Annotated in this window: 18 protein-coding genes; 3 read left to right on the top strand and 15 right to left on the bottom strand. The window is 61.4% G+C overall.

Annotated elements, in window-relative coordinates; genetic code table 11:
- Positions 1–2: 2 nt before the first annotated feature.
- Positions 3–2,369 (bottom strand): TIM-barrel domain-containing protein, encoded by a 2,367-nt coding sequence (locus ACMGF7_RS13655; RefSeq protein WP_164095086.1) that lies wholly within the window; start codon positions 2,367–2,369, stop codon positions 3–5.
- Positions 2,370–2,380: 11 nt separating this feature from the next.
- On the bottom strand, positions 2,381–3,691 hold the full coding sequence (locus ACMGF7_RS13650; RefSeq protein WP_048325200.1) for an MFS transporter: 1,311 nt from the start codon (positions 3,689–3,691) through the stop codon (positions 2,381–2,383).
- Positions 3,692–4,049: 358 nt separating this feature from the next.
- Here ACMGF7_RS13650 and ACMGF7_RS13645 point away from each other — a divergent pair, with 358 nt between their 5' ends.
- The 3 genes from ACMGF7_RS13645 (at position 4,050) to ACMGF7_RS13635 (ending at position 6,562) form a co-directional block, all read left to right on the top strand.
- On the top strand, positions 4,050–5,132 hold the full coding sequence (locus tag ACMGF7_RS13645) for a LacI family DNA-binding transcriptional regulator (protein ID WP_004941451.1): 1,083 nt from the start codon (positions 4,050–4,052) through the stop codon (positions 5,130–5,132).
- A gap of 63 nt (positions 5,133–5,195) precedes the next feature.
- Positions 5,196–6,221 carry a M4 family metallopeptidase gene (locus tag ACMGF7_RS13640; RefSeq protein WP_021504502.1) on the top strand — a complete coding sequence of 342 codons (1,026 nt, stop codon included), beginning with the start codon at positions 5,196–5,198 and terminating at the stop codon, positions 6,219–6,221.
- Positions 6,221–6,562, top strand: coding sequence for a protealysin inhibitor emfourin (locus tag ACMGF7_RS13635; protein WP_004941448.1), 342 nt, complete (start codon positions 6,221–6,223; stop codon positions 6,560–6,562). Before ACMGF7_RS13640 ends, ACMGF7_RS13635 begins: the two co-directional genes overlap by 1 nt.
- Before the next feature lie 4 nt (positions 6,563–6,566).
- Here the strand turns inward: ACMGF7_RS13635 and ACMGF7_RS13630 are convergent, their stop codons facing one another.
- The 13 genes from ACMGF7_RS13630 to pepB all read right to left on the bottom strand — a co-directional run bounded on the left by ACMGF7_RS13630 (position 6,567) and on the right by pepB (position 19,934).
- Positions 6,567–6,788 carry a zinc ribbon domain-containing protein gene (locus ACMGF7_RS13630; protein WP_004941446.1) on the bottom strand — a complete coding sequence of 74 codons (222 nt, stop codon included), beginning with the start codon at positions 6,786–6,788 and terminating at the stop codon, positions 6,567–6,569.
- A gap of 13 nt (positions 6,789–6,801) precedes the next feature.
- Entirely contained in the window at positions 6,802–7,758 is a 957-nt protein-coding gene (locus ACMGF7_RS13625; RefSeq protein WP_164095087.1) for an AEC family transporter, read from the bottom strand.
- 99 nt (positions 7,759–7,857) lie between these two features.
- Positions 7,858–9,348, bottom strand: coding sequence for a ribosome biogenesis GTPase Der (gene der / locus ACMGF7_RS13620; RefSeq protein WP_004941442.1), 1,491 nt, complete (start codon positions 9,346–9,348; stop codon positions 7,858–7,860).
- A gap of 131 nt (positions 9,349–9,479) precedes the next feature.
- On the bottom strand, positions 9,480–10,661 hold the full coding sequence (gene bamB, locus ACMGF7_RS13615) for an outer membrane protein assembly factor BamB (RefSeq protein ID WP_004941440.1): 1,182 nt from the start codon (positions 10,659–10,661) through the stop codon (positions 9,480–9,482).
- 11 nt (positions 10,662–10,672) lie between these two features.
- Positions 10,673–11,293 carry a YfgM family protein gene (locus ACMGF7_RS13610; RefSeq protein WP_015378775.1) on the bottom strand — a complete coding sequence of 207 codons (621 nt, stop codon included), beginning with the start codon at positions 11,291–11,293 and terminating at the stop codon, positions 10,673–10,675.
- A gap of 13 nt (positions 11,294–11,306) precedes the next feature.
- Positions 11,307–12,581, bottom strand: coding sequence for a histidine--tRNA ligase (hisS, locus tag ACMGF7_RS13605; protein WP_004941437.1), 1,275 nt, complete (start codon positions 12,579–12,581; stop codon positions 11,307–11,309).
- Positions 12,582–12,720: 139 nt separating this feature from the next.
- On the bottom strand, positions 12,721–13,842 hold the full coding sequence (ispG, locus tag ACMGF7_RS13600; protein ID WP_004941434.1) for a flavodoxin-dependent (E)-4-hydroxy-3-methylbut-2-enyl-diphosphate synthase: 1,122 nt from the start codon (positions 13,840–13,842) through the stop codon (positions 12,721–12,723).
- Between the two features lie 47 nt (positions 13,843–13,889).
- Positions 13,890–14,864 (bottom strand): cytoskeleton protein RodZ, encoded by a 975-nt coding sequence (gene rodZ / locus ACMGF7_RS13595; protein ID WP_004941432.1) that lies wholly within the window; start codon positions 14,862–14,864, stop codon positions 13,890–13,892.
- Positions 14,854–15,603 (bottom strand): type IV pilus biogenesis/stability protein PilW, encoded by a 750-nt coding sequence (gene pilW / locus ACMGF7_RS13590; RefSeq protein ID WP_044031999.1) that lies wholly within the window; start codon positions 15,601–15,603, stop codon positions 14,854–14,856. The genes rodZ and pilW overlap by 11 nt, the downstream gene beginning before the upstream one ends.
- Positions 15,604–15,701: 98 nt before the next feature.
- Positions 15,702–16,898 (bottom strand): bifunctional tRNA (adenosine(37)-C2)-methyltransferase TrmG/ribosomal RNA large subunit methyltransferase RlmN, encoded by a 1,197-nt coding sequence (locus ACMGF7_RS13585; protein ID WP_004941426.1) that lies wholly within the window; start codon positions 16,896–16,898, stop codon positions 15,702–15,704.
- Between the two features lie 232 nt (positions 16,899–17,130).
- Positions 17,131–17,556: a nucleoside-diphosphate kinase gene (gene ndk / locus ACMGF7_RS13580; RefSeq protein ID WP_004941424.1), complete on the bottom strand. Its 426-nt coding sequence runs from the start codon at positions 17,554–17,556 to the stop codon at positions 17,131–17,133.
- Positions 17,557–17,718: 162 nt separating this feature from the next.
- Positions 17,719–18,549 carry an enhanced serine sensitivity protein SseB gene (gene sseB / locus ACMGF7_RS13575; protein ID WP_164095088.1) on the bottom strand — a complete coding sequence of 277 codons (831 nt, stop codon included), beginning with the start codon at positions 18,547–18,549 and terminating at the stop codon, positions 17,719–17,721.
- Between the two features lie 89 nt (positions 18,550–18,638).
- A complete protein-coding gene (pepB, locus tag ACMGF7_RS13570) occupies positions 18,639–19,934 on the bottom strand; it encodes an aminopeptidase PepB (protein ID WP_033632327.1) in 1,296 nt (431 codons plus the stop codon).
- Positions 19,935–20,006 lie beyond the last annotated feature (72 nt).

Below are 20,006 nucleotides of genomic sequence, written 5' to 3'. Positions count from 1 at the left end.
CCCTACCCCAGCGTAAAGCGCTCGCCCGGTTCGCCGTTCACCCACAGCGCGCGCGTTTCGCCTTCCGGCAGGCTGAGCGTCAGCGTGCGCCAGGCCGGGCGGAAACGCCCTTCCGTCGCGATGTCCAGCATGATGCGCTGATGGTCGCAGCGCATTTCCCAGCGCAGCCACAGCGCATCGCCCTGCCGCCAACCTTCGCTTTCGCCGTCGTCCTCAAACAACAGCCCGCTGCTCACGCCGCAGCCCTTGAGCGGAAACAGCCGCAGCTCGCGCCGATCGTCGGCGGCCACGTCGACATGCGCCAGCCGCTGCGACAACGGCAGCGCCGCCCCGGCGCGCACCAGCAGCGGCAAACGCTCCAGCGGCGCCGCCAGCGTCACCGTCTGGCCACCGCCGAACCACTGGCCGCTGTAGAAGCAGTACCAGCCTTCGCCGTTGTCCGGTAGATATACCGAACGCCAGCGCTGCCCCGGCTCCACCACGCTGGCCACCAGCAGATCGCGGCCGATCAGAAAATCGTCGTTCTCGCCGAAGGTGCGCACATCCTGTTCGTGATCGAGAAAAGTCGGGCGCAGCATTGGCTCGTCGTCGGCGCAGGCCTGCCACAGCAGAGTGTAGAAATACGGCAGCAGCCGGTAACGCAGGTTGATCGCCTCGCGCACCGCCGGGGTAGCGCTCGGGTACATCCAGGGCTCATTGACCGTGGCGTCGTCGTTCCAGGAGTGGATGGTGAAACGCGGATGCATCACGCCGTTTTGCACCCAGCGCACCAGCAGCTCCGCGTCCGGTTTGTCGCCGGAGAAGCCGCCGACGTCGTGGCCGAGGTTATACAGCCCGGACAGGCTCATGCCCAGCCCCATGCGGATGTTGTAGCGCAGCGTCTGCCAGCTGGTGCGGTTATCGCCGCTCCAGGTCTGCACGTAGCGCTGCATGCCGGCGCAGCCGGAACGCGAGATCAGGTACGGCCGCTTCTGCGGCGCGAAGCGCTGCTGGGCCTCCATCGAGGCGCGCATCATCAGCAGCGGCATCACCGGGCGGATGTGCTTGATGGCGATCGGCCGCCCGAAGCCGTGACAGCGCGCTTCGCCGTCCCACACTTCGTACTCGTTGTTGTCGTTCCAGGTGGAATCGATGCCCATCTCCAGCAGCTGCTGCGTGACGCCCTGCTGCCACCAGCGCACCGTCGCCGGGTTGGTGAAGTCGAGGTGCGATCCTTCGTCGTCCCAGAAGCTGGAGCGTTCCGGCGCGTCGCTTTGCGAATCGCGGATAAACAGCCCCTGCGCCGCCACCTCTTGATACTGCGGATGATCCTGCAGCAGGCACGGTTTGATGTTGGCCGCCAGCCTGAGGCCGGCGTCGTGAAACGCCTGGCTGAGCAGCTTGGGCTGCGGCACCTTGTCGTAATTCCAGTTGAACACGTAGCGTTTGTGGTTGATCGAGGTGTAGCCCGACGACAGCTGGAAGGAGTCGCAGGGAATGGCGTGCTGGCGGCACAGCGCAATGAACTGCTGCAGCTGCTGCTGGGCGTCCGGCGCGTCGGTATAATGCATGGTCGAGCCGCTGTAGCCCAGGCTCCACTTCGGCCCGAAGTGGGTGCGGCCGGTCAGGCGCACGAAGGCCTTGGTGACGTCCAAAACCTTCGGCCCGAGGAACAGGTAGTAATCCAGATCGCCTGCTTCGGCCTGATAGCGGCGATAGGCCGCGTGGTAATTGTCGATCTCGTTGCCCAGATCCAGCCAGCAGCTGCTCAGGTTGTCGTAGAACAGACCGAAGCTCGCCTCCGGCCCACGGGTGATGGTGAACGGAATGTGCTTGTACAGCGGATCGGTGCTGGCGGCGTTGTAGCCCATGGCGTCCAGATTGCGCATCTCGAAGCGGCGGCCGGTGCGCTCCAGATCGCCGGCTTTCTCCCCCAGGCCGTAATAGCGCTCATCGGCAAAACGCCGCTGGTAGTGCGCCACGCCGTCGCCGTGCGCATTGAGCAGGTAGGCGCTGGTCGGCCGATCCGCCGCCAGCGGCCGCCACTCGCCGGCGGCATTGCAATGCTCCCATTCCAACCACAGCGGCTGATGCACCGTCACGCGCAGCAGCGGCGTGCTGACCACCAGCCGATCGCCCGCCTGGCGCAGCTGATAGCCCGGCAGGCTGAAACCGGCGACGCTGAGCCGATCGCGCCCCTCCCAGGGCACATCGTTCTGCGGCGCGATGCTCCAGGTGCGATCCAGCGCCAGCTCGCCCTCACGTTTGATCAACACGCGGAACAGGCCGTCTTCCAGCACGTACAGGCAGAAACGATGGCGTTCATCGACCAGCAGCTCGACATGATCGGCATGCTGCGCCGCCAATGTCCAATTTTTCAAGGTTTTCATAAAGATTCCATTTAGCTGTGTGAAGGGGTTTTCTTACCGCCGCGCTCGGCGATCAGGGCAATCAGGAACACAGCGCCGATCAGATCGAAGAAGCCCATCGCGATGAACAGCGGGTTGAAGCCGATGGTGTCGGATACCGCGCCGATCAGCAGCGTGAACAGGAAGCTGGCGATCCAGGCGCTGGAGCCGCGCATGCCGTTGACCGTCGCCATCTGGTTTTTATCGAACGACTCCACCACCAGCGCGCTGAGCATGCAGGAGATCACCTGATGGCCGAAACCGCCGATCGAGATCAGCGCGATCGCCACATAGGGATCTTGGGTGATCGCCACGAACGCCAGCGACACCATCAGGAAAGCGCCGGTCACCGAGCTGGCGACCACCGAGTTGACGCGGCTGCAGCCGAACCATTTGCGGTACAGGGTGGTGAGATAGCCGCTGGCGACGCTGCCGATATCCGCCGCCAGGAACGGCAGCCAGGCGAACATCGCGATCTGCTTCAGATCCATGCCGCGTTCGGTGGCCAGGTACAGCGGCACCCAGAAACTGAAGACCGCCCAGGCCGGCTCGGCGAGAAAGGCCGGGATGGCGATGCCGTAAAACTTCTTGTTCTTGCACAGGCTGGCCAGCGAAGTGAAAAACGGCAGCTTCGGCAACACCGGCTCGTTGTCTTCGCGGATCAGATCCAGCTCTTGCTGGCTGAGGTTCGGGTGCTGCTGCGGCGAGTGGTAGAACAGCCACCACAGCACGACCCAGATCAGCGCCAGCCCGCCGGAGAACAGGAACGCCCCCTGCCAGCCGAAGGAGACGTGAGCGATGACGATGATCGGCGGCGCCAACATGGCGCCGATGGAGAAACCGACGCCCGCCCAGCCGGCGGCGATCGGCCGCTCCTTTTTCGGGAACCAGTCGGAGATCGCCTTGGCGTTGGCCGGGGTAGCCGCCGCCTCCGCGCCCCCCATGAAGAAGCGCAGAATGGCCAGTTGCAGCCAGCTGCCGGCGCCGGCGTGCAGCATGCATACCACCGCCCAAATACCGGCGCAGATCAGAAAGCCCATCTTCAGGCCGATAACGTCGATCAGCCAGCCGCAGATCGGCTGGAACACCGTGTAGGCCAGCTGGAACGACGCCACTACCCAGGCATATTGCTCGGTGCTCATGTTCAGGCTGGTTTTCAGCTCCGGCGCCAGAATGCCCAGCGAGTTGCGGGTAATGTAGTTGACCGTGACGCCCAGCAAGAACAGCGCCAGCATCCACCAGCGCAGCGATTTGAACTTGCGCCGGCCGCTCTGCGCGACCGTCTGATTGATCTCCACACTCATCGGTTATCTCCCCGCGGCCGCCTGTGACAGCGACGCGCGCATTGGTAAGGTACGTTGCGCTATCAAAAGGGGACGTTGAACACAGGCCAACGTTCGCATAACAGACCGGCAGTCCATCACAACCCCATGATTTATTTTTTGTTTTCTTTTTCGCACACCGTTAAAATTGGACTGACATGTCCCAAAATTGGTGTACCAATGCAGACTACTCAGCGATAGCGCACAGCGAAACGGGGTTTTTTGCAAAGATTTTCACAGGCGGGTGAAAAAATAGTCATAATGGCCGATAAATCAGGTCAAGACGCTGAAAATCCGCAGTGAAAATATTCTCATGGACGAATTTGAAGGAGATCACAAAATGAACGGAAAGCTGAAAATCCAGGAGATCGCCCGCCAAACCGGGCTGTCGATCAGCACCGTTTCCCGCGTGCTGGCCGGCAAGGCCAACACCAGCGCCGAGGCGCGCCGCAAGGTGCTGGACTGTGCGCAGCAAAACGGCATTCTGCAGGGCATTTCCAGCGGCCGGCTGATGCTGAACAACGTGATGGTGTTCGCGCCGCAGCGCGCGTTCGACGTGCGCACCGACATCTTCTACTACAAGGTCATTCAGGGCATTGCCGCCGCGCTGATGGAGCATGAGGTGCGCATCCGCTACTGCGGGCTGGAAGAGCAGCGCAGCGACGGCGCGCTGTTTCTGGAAAAGATGAGCGATCCGCACACCGAAGCGGCGCTGATCATCGGCATCGACGACGAGCATATCCACACCCTGGCGGCCGATCTGCACAAACCTTGCGTGCTGATCAACTGCAGCGATCGGCAGATGCGGCTGGACAGCGTCTCGCCGGATCATCAGTTGATCGGCGATTACTCCGCCAGCTACCTGTTCCAGCAGGGGCACAGCCATATTCTCAACCTGCAGTGTCTGCGCCGCCACACCATGGAGCTGCGGCTGGCGGGCATCCGGCAAGCCTACGCGCGGCATCATCTGCCGTTCGACGACGGCCGCCATCTGGTCACCACCTCCGGCTTCGGCAGCGAAGAGGCCGAGCAGGCGCTGACCACCTATCTCGATGGCATCCACGGCCACGCCCCGCTGCCGACGGCGATCCTGGCCGGCGGCGACTACATGGCGGTCGGGGCGGTCAAGGCGCTCAACAAGCGAGGGCTGAACGTGCCGGGCGACGTGTCGGTGATGAGCACCGACGGCTTCAACCTGGCGGAAATCCATGACGTGCCGCTGACCTCGGTGCAGGTGCCGCGCGACGAACTGGGTTACGAGGCGATCCAACTGCTGCAGCGGCGCATGCTGCGCGCCGACGCGCCGCCGTGCAATCTGCTGCTGCACGGCCGGCTGGCGGTACGCGCCTCGGTGCGGCGCATCAGCCCGCACAAGACTGCGCCGGCGGTGAGCACGCATGACCACAGGCTTTATGACGAGTAGGCTACACTTAGGCACAGTGCATTCATTCGATGAGGTAAAATTTTTTGCCTAAGGAGAGCCACTATGCCAGCCCAGCGCATGCGTTCCGTCATTCCTCCCTACATGCTGCGCCGCATCATTGAACACGGCAACGCCCCGCAGCGCGACTGCGCGCTGCACACCCTGAACCACGTGCAAAGCCTGCTCGGCAACAAGCCGCTGCGTTCACCGACCGAGAAAAACGCCCGAGCCGGCGAAGCGCTCCGCGATATCTACGACGCCCAGAACGGCACCCAACTGCCCGGCAAACAGGTGCGTAAAGAGGGCCAGCCCAGCAACCACGACGTGGCGGTGGACGAAGCCTACGACTACCTCGGCGTCACCTACGATTTCTTCTGGCGGGCCTACCGCCGCAACTCACTGGATAACCAGGGGCTGCCGCTGGTCGGCAGCGTACACTACGGCAAGGAGTACCAGAACGCTTTCTGGAACGGCCAGCAGATGGTGTTCGGCGACGGCGACGGCGAGATTTTCAACCGTTTCACCATCGCCATCGACGTGGTCGGCCACGAGCTGGCGCACGGCGTGACCGAGAGCGAAGCCGGGCTGATCTACTACCAGCAGTCCGGGGCGCTCAACGAATCGCTGTCCGACGTGTTCGGTTCGCTGGTCAAGCAGTTCCACCTGCAGCAAACCGCCGATAAAGCCGACTGGCTGATCGGCGCCGGGCTGCTCGCCAAGGGCATCAAAGGCAAAGGGCTGCGCTCGATGTCGGCGCCCGGCACCGCCTACGATGACCCGCTGCTGGGCAAAGACCCGCAGCCCGCCAGCATGAAGGATTATATCCAGACCAAGGAAGACAACGGCGGCGTGCACCTCAACTCCGGCATCCCCAACCGCGCCTTCTACCTGGCGGCGACGGCGCTGGGCGGCTTCGCCTGGGAGAAAGCCGGCTACGTCTGGTATGACACGGTATGCGACAAAGCGCTGCCGCAAAATGCCGATTTCGCCACCTTCGCCCGCGCCACGGTGAAACATGCGCAAGCGCGTTTCGACCAGAGCGTGGCGGACAAGGTGCAACAAGCCTGGCATCAGGTGGGGGTGGAATAATGAAACCGCTGCCGACGCTCAATCAGGATACGGTCATTGAGCTGGCGCGCGAGGGAGGCTTCGCCTACATTCCCAAACTGGCGGGCCAGCGCCGCATCGCGCTGGCCGATATCACGCCGGAGCAGCGGCAGCGCCTGAATCAGCTGCTGAACCAGACGCTGCCTTATGCGCAGGAAGAAGGCCAGCCCAACTCCCCCGGCTGCGGCGACCAGCGCTACTACCGCATACAGATCAACTACACCAGCCCCACCCTGAGCACCGAGATCGTGCTGTTAATCCCGGAAAGCAGCGCGCCGCAGGCGCTGGTGGATCTGTGGAAAACCGGCCAGGTGGATGAGTGAGGGCTTACAGCGGCTGATAGCTGAAATTCACCCGTTTTTTGGAGATCAGCCCGTGCCCGTTCTGGCACAGGTAATCCACCGCCCCGCAGGCCTTCAACTCTTGCAGCGGCTGCCCGCACTCCGGGCAGCTCGCCAGCTGCCGATAATCGCGCTGACAGGCGGCACAATGGTAGTGACCCGCTACCCAATTCATGGTCTGACGACAGTGCGGACAGTGCGCGTCCATAACGACTCCCAGGTTAAATCGCGCCCCATGAGCGCAAAAAATAGATCCCCAACGCGGTGGTGAAGAACGAACCGACGGTGGTGATGGCGATAATATTGGCCGCCAGCGTGGCGTTGCCGCCCATGGCGCGCGTCATCACATAGCTGCCCGAAGCGGTCGGCGTGGCGGAAAACAGGAAGATGATGCCCAGCGCCGCGCCGTGAAACCCGCACAGCCAGCCGGCCAGCGTCATCAGGAACGGCACCAGAAACAGCTTGGCCGCCGACGACAGCGCCGCCACGTTGGACGAGCGGAACATGGCGCGAAAATCCAGGCTGGCGCCGGTGCACAGCAGCGCCAACGGCAGCGACAGCGCGGAGATATAGCTGCCGGTCTGGCGGATCACGGTCGGGATGCCCAGCCCGGTTTGCGCATACAGCAGCCCGCACACCAGGCCGATGATCAGCGGATTGGTGACGATGCTGCGCAGCAGCGACAGGTGGCTGATTTTCTTGCCCTGCCCGCCCTGCAGGCTGCGCGTGAGGGTGATGACCGACAGTATGTTGAACAGGATCACGGTCACCGTCAGGTACAGCGAGGCGAGCGCAATGCCTTCGCTGCCGTAGGCGGTCATGGCGTAGGCCAGACCGACGATGGCGGTGTTGGCGCGGAAGCCGCCCTGTACGAATACCCCGCGCTCACGCGGTTCTTTCACCACCCACCTGGCCGCCAGCTCCAGCAGCAGGAAGGTCGCCAGCGTGCCGACCGCGCCGAACAGCACCAGCGGCAGATTGCCGAGCAGCTGCGGATGGTTGGTGGCAATGCTGAAAAACAGCAGGCACGGCAGCGCCAGATTGAACACCAGGCGGGTCGCACCGTCGACGAAGCGGTCATCCATCAGGCGCCAATGGCGCAGCAGGATCCCCAGCAGCATCATCAGCAGATTCGGCACGGTGACGTCGAACGCAAAACTCCAGGTTTCCCAGGACATGGTGTTCCTTCAGACAGGCGAGGTAATCTTCAGATAATAAAACGATTTCGGGCCAATAAAAAAGGGGCGCGGCATCACTGCCGCGCCCCTCATGAGCGATTACTTGCTCTTTTTCAGGTGGCTCATCAGGCGCTTGCGCTTACGCATCTGGGTCGGCGTCAGCAGGTTGCGTTTGCCGGCAAACGGGTTGTCCCCCTCTTTGAACTGGATGCGGATCGGGGTCCCCATCACATTCAGCGAGCGGCGGAAATAGTTCATCAGATAGCGTTTGTACGAATCGGCCAGATCGCTGACCTGGTTGCCGTGGATCACCACGATCGGCGGGTTGTAACCGCCGGCATGGGCATATTTCAGCTTCACGCGGCGGCCGCGCACCAACGGCGGCTGGTGATCGTCAACCGCCATCTGCATGATTTTGGTCAGCATCGAGGTGTTTACGCGGCGGGTTGCGCACTCGTAGGCTTCCTGTACCGATTCGAACAGGTTGCCGACGCCGCTGCCGTGCAGGGCGGAAATGAAGTGCACGCGCGCGAAGTCGACGAAGCCCAGACGCAGATCGAGCATCTCTTTCACGTGCTCGCGATCTTCTTCGCTCATGCCGTCCCACTTGTTGACCGCAATCACCAGTGAGCGCCCACTATTGAGGATAAAGCCGAGCAGAGAGAGATCCTGATCGGAAATGCCTTCACGCGCGTCGATCACCAGCAGCACCACGTTGGCGTCTTCAATCGCCTGCAGAGTCTTGATCACCGAGAATTTCTCGACAGTTTCGGTCACCTTGCCGCGTTTGCGCACCCCGGCGGTGTCGATCAGCACGTATTCGCGTTCGTCGCGCACCATCGGAATGTAGATGCTGTCGCGGGTGGTGCCCGGCATGTCATACACCACCACGCGCTCCTCGCCGAGGATGCGGTTAGTGAGCGTAGACTTACCGACGTTCGGGCGGCCGACGATCGCCAGCTTGATCGGCAGATCCTGCGGATTGAACGCTTCTTCCGGCTCTTCGTCTTCTTCGCCTTCCAGCGTTTCGCCGTTTTGCTCGGCCCAGTAAGCGGCGTTGGCCTCTTCCTCGGTCAGCTCGACGTCTTCCGGTTTTTCCGGCACGAACGGCACCAGCACGTGTTCAATCAGCTGGGTCACACCGCGGCCGTGAGAAGCGGCGATAGCGAACACTTCACCCAGACCGAGCGAGTAGAAATCGGCGGTGGCGGTGTCCGGATCCAGGCCGTCGGTCTTGTTGGCCACCAGGAAGGTCGCCTTCTGGCGGCTGCGCAGGTGCTGGGCAATGCCCTGATCCGCCGGCATCAGGCCGGCGCGGGCGTCGACCATGAACAGCACGATGTCCGCTTCTTCGATCGCCAGCAGCGACTGGCCGGCCATGCGCGTTTCTACGCCGTCTTCGGTGCCGTCGATGCCGCCGGTATCGACGATGATGAATTCATTGCCTTCGATTTCAGCACGACCATACTTGCGGTCACGCGTCAGCCCCGGGAAATCCGCCACCAGCGCATCGCGCGTATGGGTTAAACGGTTGAACAAGGTGGATTTACCCACATTCGGGCGCCCGACCAGCGCGACGACAGGTATCATTGTTGAAGCCTCATTACTTAATAATCAATGCGTTACTGCACTGTGGATAGACACCAGCGGTGCAGCTTATAAAAATACGAAACGGCCCCTGAACATTCAGGAGCCGTTTTCAAGCCATGCGACGAGCGGCGTTAGCGGGTGAAAGCGTAAACTTTCCCGCCGCGAGCCTGGATGATCAGCTTGTCGCTGGCCACCATCGGCGCAGACAGGAAGCCGGAGCTGTCCACTTCCTGCTGGGCGACAAAACGGCCATCGGTGGTGTTGATCCAGTGCAGATAACCTTCGGCGTCACCGGTCACCAGATAACCATTATACATCACCGGCGGCGTCAGGTTACGGTGCAGCAGATCGCTCTGCGTCCACACGGTCACGCCGCCTTCGGTGCTGAGCGCCACCACGCGATCGTTCTGGTCGATCAGGTAGATGCGGCCCGCGTCGACGATGAAATCATTCACCGAACCCAGCTCGCGTTTCCAGATGATCTGGCCGGAACGCAGATCCAGCGCCGTCAGGTTGCCGTTGTAACCCAGCGCGTAGACCACGCCGTCAACGATCACCGGCGTGGTGTCCACGTCGTTCAGGCGATCGATTTCGGTTGCGCCGCTCGGCTGAGAAATACGCTGTTGCCAGATAATCTGGCCCTGCTGCATCAGCACCGCACTGACGCGGCCGTTGTCACCGCCGACGATGGCGGCGCCAAAAGCGACGGCCGGCGCGGATTCACCGCGCAGCGACAGCGAAGGCATGTCCAGGTTAACCGTCCACTTCACCGCGCCGTCGGCTTCGTTCAGCGCCTGCAGCATGCCGTTGGAGGTGTGCACCAACACCATGCCGTCGCTGACAACCGGACGGGAGATCGCTTCGCCGGCCACTTTGGTCTGCCAGGCGATGGCGCCGTCGGCGGTGTTCAATGCGTAAACCACCGCTTTTTCGCTGCCGACGTAAACCTTGTCGCCCGCGACCGTCAGGCCGCCCGACAGCAGCGCAGACAGGTTGCTGGAGAAGAAACCGGTCTTCTCGGAGAGATTGACCTTCCACTTCTCGTTGCCGCTGTCGGCGTCCATCGCTTTCACGATGCCGAAGCGATCGGCGGCGTAAATGGTGCTGTCCTGATAGGCCGGACGCAGGTGGGAGTAATACTCACCGATACCGTCGCCCACCGAGGTGCTCCACGCCTTGCTCGGCGTAAACTGATTTTCAACTTTCGGCAACGGCGACATGGTAACCACGTCTTCTTCGCTGTTAAACAGCGAGCAACCACTCAGCAAGGCAGCGGAAACCAGTCCGACCAAGAGTGTTTTACGCAATTGCATGGGAATTCCCCTTAGCTGGACAAGTTATTCAATTTCATGCGCAGCAGAACCTGCAGCGCCTGAGAAGCATTGGACTCAATGCCTTTGCTGTAAGCTTCGCGCGCGCCCTTGGCGTCGCCCTTGGCCAGCAATACATCGCCGCGCACATCCTGCATCATCGCCACCCAGCCTTCGCCTTTCACGCCATCCAGCGTTTTCAGCGCTTCATCCAGCTTTTTCTCCTGCAGCTGGACGCGCGCCAGACGCAGGTCGATCATCGCCAACAGGTTGTCGTCTTTGGTCTGGCCCTGCGCCAGCACCAATTGTTGTTCCGCCTTGGCGAAATCATTCTGTTCGACAAAGTGCTTGGCCAACTGCAGCGCGGCCAGTACGCCGTAGCTGTTGCCGTTGGCCTGGACAAATTTCTCTGCGGCAGCCACGTCATCCGGCTTGCCGGCCGCCAGACGATCGCTGGCTTCCTGATAGGATTGCGATGCCGCCATCATGTTGGAGTTTTCATGGCTCTGCCAATAACGCCAGCCAACCAGGGCACCAATTCCGAGCACCACGCCCACCGCCAGCGCTTTGCCGTTCTCGGCAAAGAACCGACGCAGTGCGTCGACTTGTTCGTTTTCAGTGGTATAAACTTCCACGGTGTCCTTCTCCTTAACCTAACATCAAAGCCAGACGCGCAGCGACTTCGCTTTGCGCCAGCGTTTCTTGTTCACCACTGCGCAGGTCTTTCACCACCACCTGCTGCGCCGCCACTTCGCTCTCACCCAGGATCAGCGCGATGCGCGCGCCCCATTTGTCCGCACGGGTGATCTGCTTCTTGAAGTTGCCGCCGCCGTAATTGGTCATCAGCTTCAGCTGCGGCGCCGCGTCGCGCACCTGTTCAGCCAGCCGCATCGCCGCGCTCTGGGTGCCCGCGCCGGAAGAAATGACGTACACGTCGATAGCCGACGGCGCCTTGAATTCCGGGTTGACCGCCTGCACCAGCAGCACCAGACGCTCGAGGCCCATGGCGAAACCGACCGCCGGGGTGGCGCGGCCGCCCAGTTGCTCGACCAGGCCGTCGTAACGGCCGCCCGCGCAGACGGTGCCCTGCGCGCCCAGGCTGGTGGTCACCCACTCAAACACGGTGCGGTTGTAGTAATCCAGACCGCGCACCAGGCGCTCGTTAACGGTATATGGGATACCTGCCTGCGCCAAAAGTTCACACAGACCGGCGAAGTGAGCACGGGATTCTTCATCCAGGTACTCGGACAGGCGCGGCGCGTCGTTCAGCAGCGCCTGCACCTCAGGATTTTTGGAGTCCAGCACGCGCAGCGGGTTGCTGTACATGCGGCGTTTGCAGTCTTCGTCCAGCACCTCGACGTGCTGCTCCAGGAACGCCACCAGCGCGTCGCGGTAGTTGGCGCGCGCCTCCAGCGAACCGATGGAGTTCAGCTCCAGCGTGACGTGCTCGGCGATGCCCAGCGCTTTCCACCAGCGGGCGGTCAGCAGGATCAGCTCGGCGTCGATATCCGGGCCTTGCAGGCCGAACACTTCCGCGCCCAGCTGATGGAACTGACGGTAACGCCCCTTCTGCGGGCGCTCGTAGCGGAACATCGGGCCGATGTACCACAGACGCTGTTCCTGATTGTACAGCAGACCATGTTCGATGCCGGCGCGCACGCAGCCAGCCGTCCCTTCCGGACGCAGCGTCAGGCTTTCGCCGTTGCGGTCTTCGAAGGTATACATCTCTTTTTCCACGACGTCGGTCACTTCGCCGATCGCGCGTTTGAATAACGGGGTCTGCTCTACAATCGGCAACCGGATTTCGCTGTAACCGTAGCCGCCCAGCACCTGCTTGAGGGTGCCTTCAATACGCTGCCATAATGCCGTTTCTTCCGGCAGGTAGTCGTTCATGCCGCGAATGGCTTGAATGTTCTTTGCCACGTGAGTTCTCTGTCCGTTGTCTGTAAAAATGAACCCGATTATAGGGACTTTGCCGCCCGGTATTCAACGCGGATGCGGTTTTCTGCCCTTCAGGTTCATAAACAAGCGGGCCAACAGGCCCGCCGTGTAGCGATAACGCTTATTTTTCCAGCAGGTTGACCGTGATGCGTTTGCTTTCGTCCATCATCGCGGCCTTGGCGCGAATTTTCGCTTCCAGCTGGTCGATCATCTGTTCGTTGTCGAAACGCTCTTTCTGGCGCACGCCGTCTTCATAGAAGCCGCTCTTCTTGTGGCCGCCGGTTACGCCCATGGTGGACACCAGCGCTTCGCCCGGGCCGTTCACCACGCAGCCGATGATCGAAACGTCCATCGGCGTGATGATGTCTTCCAGGCGCTGCTCCAGCGCGTTCACCGTGCCGATCACGTCGAACTCCTGACGCGAGCAGGTCGGGCAGGCGATGAAGTTGATGCCGCGCGCGCGGATGCGCAGCGACTTCAGGATGTCGAAACCGACCTTCACCTCTTCGACCGGATCCGCCGCCAGCGAGATGCGCAGGGTATCGCCGATGCCTTCAGACAGCAGCATACCCAGGCCGATGGCCGATTTGACCGACCCGCTGCGCGCGCCGCCGGCTTCAGTGATGCCCAGGTGCAGCGGCTGATCGATGCGCGACGCCAGCAAGCGGTAGGATTGCACCGCCAGGAACACGTCCGACGCCTTGACGCTGACCTTAAACTGGTCGAAGTTGAGGCGATCGAGGATGTCCACGTGGCGCATGGCGGATTCCAGCAGCGCTTCCGGCGTAGGTTCGCCGTACTTTTCCTGCAGGTCCTTTTCCAGCGAGCCGCCGTTGACGCCGATGCGAATCGGGATGTTCTTGTCACGGGCGCAGTCCACCACCGAGCGAATGCGCGATTCGTTGCCGATGTTGCCCGGGTTGATGCGCAGGCAGTCTACGCCATATTCGGCCACCTGCAGTGCGATGCGATAATCGAAGTGGATATCGGCGACCAGCGGCACGTTGACCTGCTGCTTGATCAGTTTGAACGCCTCGGCGGCGTCCATGGTTGGAACCGAAACGCGGACGATGTCGACGCCCACGCGCTCCAGCGCTTTGATCTGATTAACCGTTGCTTCAACATCGGTGGTACGGGTGTTGGTCATCGACTGCACGGCAATCGGCGCGCCATCACCAATAGGCACCTTGCCGACGTAAATGCGTGTAGATTTTCGACGGTTGATGGGCGCTTGGTTATGCATTACTTACTCTCCATTGCTGCTCTGACATCACGACCGGTGCCGCGCGATTACTGCGCGGCGACGGTCAGGCGAGCAACACGGTTTGACTTAACGAACCGGCTTAAATCAACCGGTTTACCCTGATACTGGATCTGAACTGCCGCCGGCGCGCCGATGGTCAGTTTATACGGCGCAGTGCCGGTCAGGTTCAGCTTGCCGCCTTGCTTCTGGGTGCCGCTGAACAGCGTTTTACCGCTCGCGTCGGTCACCTGCAGCCAGCAGTCGGCGGAGAAATCCATCACCAGCGCGTTCGGATCGGCCGCCGGCGCAGCCACGCCCGCATCGGCGGTCGGCAACGGCGCTTGCGCCGCCGGCGCGGTTTCCGGCAGGGTGGTCTGGCTTGGCGACACCACGGCAGGCTGCTGCTGAGCCGCGCTCGGCGCCTGGGCGGTCGCCGCCGGCGCCTGAGCCGCTGCGCCGGTATCGGCCGGCGCGGCGCTGTTGTCGGTCAACGGCACGTTGGTGCCGGCGTCGGCATTGCCGTCGGTCAGCGGCACGGACTGCCCTTCGTTATTCTGTGAAAGCTGCGCCGAGGATTGATCGGCCATGGTGGCGATCTCTTCCTGCTGCGCCTTGTGGTTTTGCCACCACCAGGCGCCGGTCAGGCCGATCACCACGAACACGATAAGCCAGGTGAAGCTCATCAGCCAGCCGTCGCGTTTCTTGCGGCGCTTGCCCAGCGAGAAACTTTGCATCGGCGCCACTTTCGCCATCTTCAACGGCGCCTGCTTGGCCAACATCGGCAGCAGTTCGTCTTCCGGCAGATGCACCAGCTTGGCGTAGGAACGGATGTAGCCGCGCACGAAGGTGGACGCGAGGTCAGCGGACACGCTGTCTTCCTCGATATCGCGCACGGTGGACATTTTGAGACACAGGCGTTCTGCAACGGTCTGTTGGCTCAGCCCGAGTTGCTCACGGGCCTGACGCAGGCGCTGGCCCGTCGTCATGGATACGGTTTTATCTTGGGAGGCTTCAGTATTCATTAGCTAAGAACTGCTGGTACTGTTTGGATTGTGGAAAACTTCGCGCTAGCTGCTTGCCATAGCGTTGAACGCTATCCTGGCGGCCGGCTAACGCGGCGAAACGAATCTGTAACCATAAGCTGCTGGCGCTGGCCGGCAGAACATGCTGATAAACATCCAATAAAAGTTGCGACTGGGCGCGCTTCCCTTCTCCAAATTGCTTTTCGGCCTCCGCCAGCAGCGGAGTGCCTTTGTCCGGATCGACTTTCAGCGCGCGGCTCAACAGCGTGCGCGCTTCGTCGTTTTGTCCGGCCTTGAGAAAACAGTAACCTGCGTTTTCCAGGCTGTCGGCGACCTGGCCATAATCGGGCGCCAGCGCCGCAGCGCTAAACTGCTGTTGCGCCGGTACATACTGCCCTAAACCGCAAAGAAACGCACCGTAATTATTCAGTACGGTGCCATTGCCCGGCGCAAGTTTGAGCGCTTGCCGATAACGCTGTTCGGCCTCGGCATTTTCACCGCTGCGCTGCGCGTAGAGCGCCATGCCCAACTGCGTGCGGTAATCCTGCGGGGCCGCGTCCAGCGCCTTTTCCAGGTTCTGGCGCGCGGCGTCCATGTCGCCTTGCTGCAGGTACTCCAGCCCCAGCTGCAGGCGCGTCTGACCCGCCTCAGAGACCTGTGCTTCCTTTTCCGGCGCTGAACCGGAACACCCGGCCAACAACCCGGCCGCCAGCCACATACCCCACAGTTTCAGCTTCATGCCCGCATTCATTTCCTTATCGGCCGTCAGCTAACGCCCACCAGCGACACGCTTGCGCATAACAGGCTGTTAGATAACAAAAAATGGTGCTATAGGATTCAGACCGCCCGTACGTTGATAGGTTCCCCGGCCATTTTCTTCTTCAGGGTACGCTTGGTACGGTCGATCACTTCACCCGCCAGTTGCCCGCAGGCGGCGTCGATATCGTCACCACGGGTTTTACGAACAATAGTCGTAAAGCCGTATTCCATCAACACCTTGGAGAAACGATCCACCCGGCTGTTGGAGCTGCGGCCGTACGGAGCACCCGGGAACGGGTTCCATGGGATCAGGTTGATCTTGCACGGCGTGTCTTTCAGCACTTCCGCCAGCTGATGCGCGTCGTCGGTGCTGTCGTTGATATGATCCAGCATCACGTACTCGACGGTGACGCGGCCCTGGTTGGCGTTGGATTTCTCCAGGTAGCGACGCACCGCGGACAGGAAGGTCTCGATGTTGTACTTGCGGTTGATCGGCACGATCTCATCGCGGATGGTGTCGTTCGGTGCGTGCAGCGAAATGGCCAGCGCCACGTCGATCATGTCGCCCAGCTTGTCCAGCGCCGGCACCACGCCGGAGGTAGACAGGGTCACGCGGCGTTTGGACAGGCCAAAGCCGAAATCGTCCAGCATGATTTCCATCGCCGGAACCACGTTGTTCAGGTTGAGCAGCGGCTCGCCCATGCCCATCATCACCACGTTGGTGATCGGGCGTTGGCCGGTCACCTTCAGCGCGCCGATGATCTTCGCCGCGCGCCACACCTGGCCGATGATTTCCGACACGCGCAGGTTGCGGTTGAAGCCCTGCTGCGCCGTCGAACAGAATTTGCACTCCAGCGCGCAGCCTACCTGCGAGGAGACGCACAGCGTCGCGCGGTCGGCTTCCGGGATATACACGGTTTCGACCTGCTGATCGCCCACCTTGATCGCCCACTTGATGGTGCCGTCGGCCGAACGCTGTTCTTCCGCCACTTCCGGCGCGCGGATTTCCGCCACGCGCTGCAGCTTGCCGCGCAGGACTTTGTTGATGTCGGTCATCTGCTCGAAATCGTCGCAGCAGTAGTGATAAATCCACTTCATCACCTGATCGGCGCGGAACGGTTTTTCGCCCATTTCGGCGAAGAACTCGCGCATTTGCTGGCGGTTCAGATCCAGCAGGTTGATTTTGGCCGCAGCCGGTTGCTCCACGTTAACGGAGGGGGTAGTCAGCGAATTATTTTCAGACACGGTGTGCTCGGACGTGATGGGTTCTAACATAATGATCTCTGGCCTCGTTATTACACGTTATGGCGCTAAAGAATGGAAAGTAAGTTGTGCATTTCAGCCCGCATGATTCGGGTGGCGGCACTAAAAACACGCCCCTGACAAGTCGTCTTATCAGGGGCGCGGCATTGTACAAATTTTAGTAGCGGGTTTCTATGGCTGAAAGGCATTCAGGGCATTTTTATTGTTTCAGCCGGTGAATGCCTGGTTATCAGCAACGGCACGATTAACGTGCGCAGATTTCGCTTTCGTTGAAGAAGTAAGCGATTTCACGCTGTGCGGATTCAACGGAGTCGGAACCGTGAACGGCGTTAGCGGTGAAGCTGTCCGCGTAGTCGGCGCGCAGGGTGCCGGCCAGTGCGTTGTCCGGGTTGGTTGCGCCCATGATGTCGCGGTTGCGCTGCACGGCGTTTTCAGATTCCAGAACCTGCACCATGATTGGGCCGGAGGTCATGAACTCAACCAGACCGTCGAAGAATGGGCGGCCTTTGTGCTCAGCGTAGAAGCCTTCAGCTTGCTCGCGAGTCAGACGCAGCATTTTAGCGGCGATGATTTTGAAACCGGCGCGCTCGAAACGCGCGTAGATAGCGCCGATGTCGTTGTTGGCTACAGCGTTTGGTTTAACGATGGAAAAGGTACGTTCTACGGTCATGATGGCCTCTGTATGACTTCCAAAACAGGCCGGTCTGCAATGTTGCCGGCCTTCTCAAGTGGCGCAGATTATATGTGCGCCGTTAACGCTTGCCTACGGGAAAATCAACATTTCATTAAAAAAATATGATCTTCATTCGCCACTTTCAGCGGCGCACCGACGTTATTGGGTCTTGTCGGTAGACGGGATCACATTGCGCAGCCAACTGCCCCAGCGGCGCTGATAAAACGGCTGCGTATGGGCGATCAGGTAGTGGCTGACGCCCCGCTCTTTCTCCGATACCAGGCAGAAATCCACCGGTTCGTCATTCGGCGCCGTTTCGCTGGCGACGCTGCCGGCCTCGTTGATCAACGCCTCGATCTCCGCCGGTTCGGCATCCACTTCCAGCCCGATCAGCAGATTCGGTTTCTCGTCCGCCGCCTGGTCGTGCATCAGCGCCAGAAACGCGCGGCGCACCGGCTTGCGCTGGCTGAACAGCGTGGTCAGCGCATCCACCATCGCCGACGGATACTCTTCGGGCTGCCCCAGCAGGATTTGGGTCTCTTTGTCGACGTAATGCTCCACCGGTTTGACGACGCCGCCGGTCGCCAGCAGCATCGCCACCTCTTCCGGATAAAACTCTTTGCCGTACTCCGCCTTCGGGTTGAGGAACAGATCCGCGCCCTGGGTGATTTCAAACAGCACCCGAGCCGGCATGGCGATGAACGGCTGCTCGTCCTCAACGGCCTTCTGCAACGCATCCAGCGAAGTGAAGAACGGAATGATGCTGCCGCCGTCCTGCTTTTCCCAATGCTGGATATTGACCGGCGTATCCGCGTTCAGCGTAATGTCGCCGTCCTGCTGCACCTGCTCGCTGTCGCCGAGGATCAGCACCGTGGCGTCGAGCAGTTCACGGAAGAACGCCGGACGGTGGGCCGGCTCCGTCACCGCCAGCTTCAACAGGCGTTCAAGTTCGTTCTCGCTCGGGGCGGCATCGTGATGATGGGCACTCATGGCAAACTCCAGGGATCAAATAGCGAGGCCCAGCATGCTGGGCCCCGAAGATAATGCGCATTCTAGCGCCCGACGCGGCGGGCGTTCAATTATTTGGCTTTGCTCAGCAACAGATTGGCCAGGGTGCGCACGCCCAGCCCGGTCGCGCCGGCCGACCACTGATCCACCGCGCCTTTGCGGTAGGTGGCGGAACAGTCGATGTGCAACCAGCCTTGCTGGTAGTTCTTGACGAAGTGCGACAGGAAGGCCGCCGCGGTGCTGGCACCGGCGGTGTAGGCCGGGCCGGCCACGTTGTTCAGCTCGGCGAAGTTGGACGGCAGCTGGCTGCGGTGGAACTCGGCCAGCGGCAGACGCCAGAACGGCTCATGCTCGGCGGCGGCGCTGCTCAGCAGCTCCTGCGCCAGCGCGTCGTCGAAGCTGAACAGCGCGTGATAGTCGTTGCCTACCGCCGTTTTCGCCGCGCCGGTCAGGGTGGCGCAGTCGATAATCAGCTGCGGGTTCTGCTCAGAAGCGTCGATCAGGCCGTCGGCCAGCACCAGGCGCCCTTCCGCATCGGTGTTCATCACCTCAACGGTTTTGCCGTTGCGGTAGCGAATGATGTCGCCCAGTTTGAAGGCGTTGCCGCTGACCATGTTGTCGGCGCAGCACAGGTACAGCTTCACGCGCTGCTTCAGGCCGCGCGCCGCCGCCAGCGCCAGGGCGCCGGTGATGGTGGCCGCGCCGCCCATGTCGGATTTCATCGAATCCATAAAGGCGCTCTGCTTCAGGCTGTAGCCGCCGCTGTCGAAGGTGATGCCCTTGCCGACCAGGCATGCGAACACCGGCGCATCCGGGTTGCCGGTCGGGTTGAAGTCGAGCGCCAGCAGCACCGGCGGGCGCTCGGAGCCGCGGCCGACGGTGTGGATGCCGGCATAGTTCTGCTCGCGCAGATCTTCGCCCTTGGTGATGCGGTAGCTGACGGCATCGCAGCCGACGTCGCACATCAGATCGACGGCGCGGGTCGCCAATTGCTCCGGCCCCAGTTCTTCCGCCGGCATGTTGATGGTGTCGCGCACCCAGTCGACGATCTTCAGGCGCTTATCCAGTTCCTGACGCGCGGCTTCCGGCAGCTCGGCCCATTCGACGTTGCGCTGCCCTTTCGGCCCGCGATAGCCTTGCCAGAACGCCCAGCTGTTTTCCAAATCCCAACCGTCGCCGGCCAGCTTGACGTTTTTGATGCCCTGGCCATCAATTTTGCGGCCCGCGCGCTGGATCGCGCCCAGCTTGTCGGCGCCGGTCAGGTGAATGGTCATCCCTTCGCCGTTGGTGCTCAGCAGCGCTTTTTCGCCCCAGCGGGCGTCGGCAGGTTGTTGCGACAGCGTGACCTGCATGAATTCTGTTGTCATAGCCTTCTTACTCCGGATTATTCTTTTATTAATCTTGTCGGATACAAAATAAACGGGCCGCCCATGGCAGCC

Source organism: Serratia sp. BNK-17, from assembly GCF_048684935.1.
Classification (GTDB): domain Bacteria; phylum Pseudomonadota; class Gammaproteobacteria; order Enterobacterales; family Enterobacteriaceae; genus Serratia; species Serratia nematodiphila.
The sequence above is the reverse complement of the archived record's forward strand: the minus strand, read 5'-3'. Positions and strand labels throughout refer to the sequence as shown.

Bases quoted from the DNA above. Each gene is read 5' to 3' on its own strand.
- ACMGF7_RS13655 (WP_164095086.1), bottom strand. From the start codon at position 2,369: ATGAAAACCTTGAAAAATTGGACATTGGCGGCGCAGCATGCCGATCAT.
- ACMGF7_RS13650 (WP_048325200.1), bottom strand. From the start codon at position 3,691: ATGAGTGTGGAGATCAATCAGACGGTCGCGCAGAGCGGCCGGCGCAAG.
- ACMGF7_RS13645 (WP_004941451.1), top strand. From the start codon at position 4,050: ATGAACGGAAAGCTGAAAATCCAGGAGATCGCCCGCCAAACCGGGCTG.
- ACMGF7_RS13640 (WP_021504502.1), top strand. From the start codon at position 5,196: ATGCCAGCCCAGCGCATGCGTTCCGTCATTCCTCCCTACATGCTGCGC.
- ACMGF7_RS13635 (WP_004941448.1), top strand. From the start codon at position 6,221: ATGAAACCGCTGCCGACGCTCAATCAGGATACGGTCATTGAGCTGGCG.
- ACMGF7_RS13630 (WP_004941446.1), bottom strand. From the start codon at position 6,788: ATGGACGCGCACTGTCCGCACTGTCGTCAGACCATGAATTGGGTAGCG.
- ACMGF7_RS13625 (WP_164095087.1), bottom strand. From the start codon at position 7,758: ATGTCCTGGGAAACCTGGAGTTTTGCGTTCGACGTCACCGTGCCGAAT.
- der (WP_004941442.1), bottom strand. From the start codon at position 9,348: ATGATACCTGTCGTCGCGCTGGTCGGGCGCCCGAATGTGGGTAAATCC.
- bamB (WP_004941440.1), bottom strand. From the start codon at position 10,661: ATGCAATTGCGTAAAACACTCTTGGTCGGACTGGTTTCCGCTGCCTTG.
- ispG (WP_004941434.1), bottom strand. From the start codon at position 13,842: ATGCATAACCAAGCGCCCATCAACCGTCGAAAATCTACACGCATTTAC.
- rodZ (WP_004941432.1), bottom strand. From the start codon at position 14,864: ATGAATACTGAAGCCTCCCAAGATAAAACCGTATCCATGACGACGGGC.
- pilW (WP_044031999.1), bottom strand. From the start codon at position 15,603: ATGAAGCTGAAACTGTGGGGTATGTGGCTGGCGGCCGGGTTGTTGGCC.
- ACMGF7_RS13585 (WP_004941426.1), bottom strand. From the start codon at position 16,898: ATGTTAGAACCCATCACGTCCGAGCACACCGTGTCTGAAAATAATTCG.
- ndk (WP_004941424.1), bottom strand. From the start codon at position 17,556: ATGACCGTAGAACGTACCTTTTCCATCGTTAAACCAAACGCTGTAGCC.
- sseB (WP_164095088.1), bottom strand. From the start codon at position 18,549: ATGAGTGCCCATCATCACGATGCCGCCCCGAGCGAGAACGAACTTGAA.
- pepB (WP_033632327.1), bottom strand. From the start codon at position 19,934: ATGACAACAGAATTCATGCAGGTCACGCTGTCGCAACAACCTGCCGAC.